Genomic DNA, 1,903 nt, shown 5'->3' on the forward strand with positions numbered 1-1,903 from the left:
TGCGTGATGACGTGATCGGCCTTGCCGGTGACGTGGATTACAAAGAGACGCACCGAGCGCCTTACGTCAAAGGCACCTTCAAGGTTCCGAAGGCGTTTCCGGTCACCAAGCTGATGGATTCAGACCAGATGACCATTACCGCTGAACTGGCTAACGGCATGGTTTACGTGCTGTCTGAAGCGTTCCAGTTCGGTGAAGCAAACCACAATGCGGAAGAGGGTACGGTAGACCTCGAATTCCACGGCTCAGAAGGATTCTATCAGTGAGTGAACTTCAGCTTTCAAAACCCATTACGGCACACGGCGAAACTATCCATGTGCTGGAGCTGCGCGATCCAACGGGCAAGGATGTCCGTGAGCTGGGCTATCCCTACCAGATGAATCAGGATGAGTCGGTGAAGCTGCTGGCGCATGTCGTGGCTAAATACATCAGCCAGTTGGGCGGCATCCCGCCGAGTTCGGTCGATGATATGTCGCCGTCAGACCTTAATGCTGCTGGCTGGGTAGTGGCAGGTTTTTTCCTTCAGGCCTGACAGCTAAAGAGCTGCTGAATCTGTACTTTGATTGCGCCAGTTACTGGCGCATAAATCCTCTGGAAGTCCTGAATGAGGACTTAAAAAGCCTGCAATTGCTTATTGATCAGGCGAACCGGATAGAACGGGAGCGAAAAGCCAATGGCTGAATTTGAACTGAAAGCGCTTATTACTGGCGTTGACAGGCTTTCACCTGCACTTGGCAGAATGCAAAAAAACCTGCGCAGCTTTCGCCGGGATGCGGAGGAGGCAGGTAAGGGAGCCATGGCGATGGCAGGTGGTCTTGCTGCCGGACTAACCGGATCGCTGATTGCTTTTGCGAAGCAGGAGGATGCAGCGACAGGCCTGAAGGTTGCCATGATGGACTCAAGCGGAGCGGTAAGTTCTGATTTCGCGAAAATTAACAAGCTGGCAATAGGCCTCGGCAATAAACTGCCAGGCACTACTGCTGACTTTCAGAACATGATGCAGATGCTTGTCAGGCAGGGTATTCCAGCCCAGAACATCCTGAGTGGTGTTGGTGAGGCTTCCGCTTATCTGGCAGTTCAGCTTAAGAAAACGCCTGAAGCGGCTGCAGAGTTTGCTGCAAAAATGCAGGATGCTACCGGCACTGCTTCAGAAGATATGATGGGATTATTCGACACGATCCAGAAGGCTTTTTATCTGGGCGTCGATGATACCAATATGCTTGCATTCTTCTCAGGGACAAGTTCAGTCTTAAAACTGGTGAGTAAGGATGGATTGACGGCATCTAAAGCCTTAGCACCTATAGCCGTCATGATGGATCAGATGGGGATGGAGGGGGCTTCGGCGGGTAACGCCCTGAGGAAGGTGTTTCAGGCAGGGTTTGATACTAAAAAAATGAGGGCTGCAAATAAACTGCTTAGCCGCAAGGGAATGAAACTGGATTTCACTGACGGCAAGGGTGAGTTTGGGGGTATAGATAACTTATTTAAACAGCTTGATAAGCTGAAAGGTCTGTCCACTCAAAACCAAACCAAAATAATTAAACAAATATTTGGTGATGACGATGAGACTGGAAAAGTTCTTGGTGCGCTCATTCGTAATGGAAAAAGCGGTTATGACCAGATTCAGAAAAAAATGGAAAAACAAGCCAGTTTGAACATGCGAGTTAATGCTCAGCTGAATACCTTAACGAACCTATGGGATTCAATGACGGGAACGGCGGTCAATGGCTTAGCGGCAATTGGCGGTGCTTTCTCGGGGGATGCAAAAAAACTCGCGGGCTGGCTTGGTGACATGTCACAGCGCTTCAGTGAATTTGCCGAAAAAAACCCAAAGGTAATCCGGGGAGCATTTGGTATCGCCGCTGGTTTCGTCGGAATGAAGCTGGGGCTGCTGGGTATTAAT

General features: G+C 49.9%; 3 protein-coding genes. All 3 read left to right on the plus strand.

Going from position 1 to position 1,903, the window contains the following annotated elements; genetic code table 11:
- Positions 1-266 (plus strand): phage tail tube protein (locus tag JS46_RS22665; RefSeq protein ID WP_033756069.1); only part of this gene is annotated, 266 nt, incomplete at its 5' end.
- A complete protein-coding gene (locus tag JS46_RS22670) occupies positions 263-532 on the plus strand; it encodes a phage tail assembly protein (RefSeq protein ID WP_010246514.1) in 270 nt (89 codons plus the stop codon). The genes JS46_RS22665 and JS46_RS22670, both read left to right, overlap by 4 nt.
- Positions 533-673: 141 nt before the next feature.
- Positions 674-1,903, plus strand: a 1,230-nt coding sequence (locus tag JS46_RS22675) for a phage tail tape measure protein (RefSeq protein WP_033756073.1), incomplete at its 3' end; no start/stop codon positions are given.

This window comes from Pantoea sp. NGS-ED-1003 (assembly GCF_000738765.1).
Taxonomy (GTDB): Bacteria; Pseudomonadota; Gammaproteobacteria; order Enterobacterales; family Enterobacteriaceae; genus Pantoea; species Pantoea septica.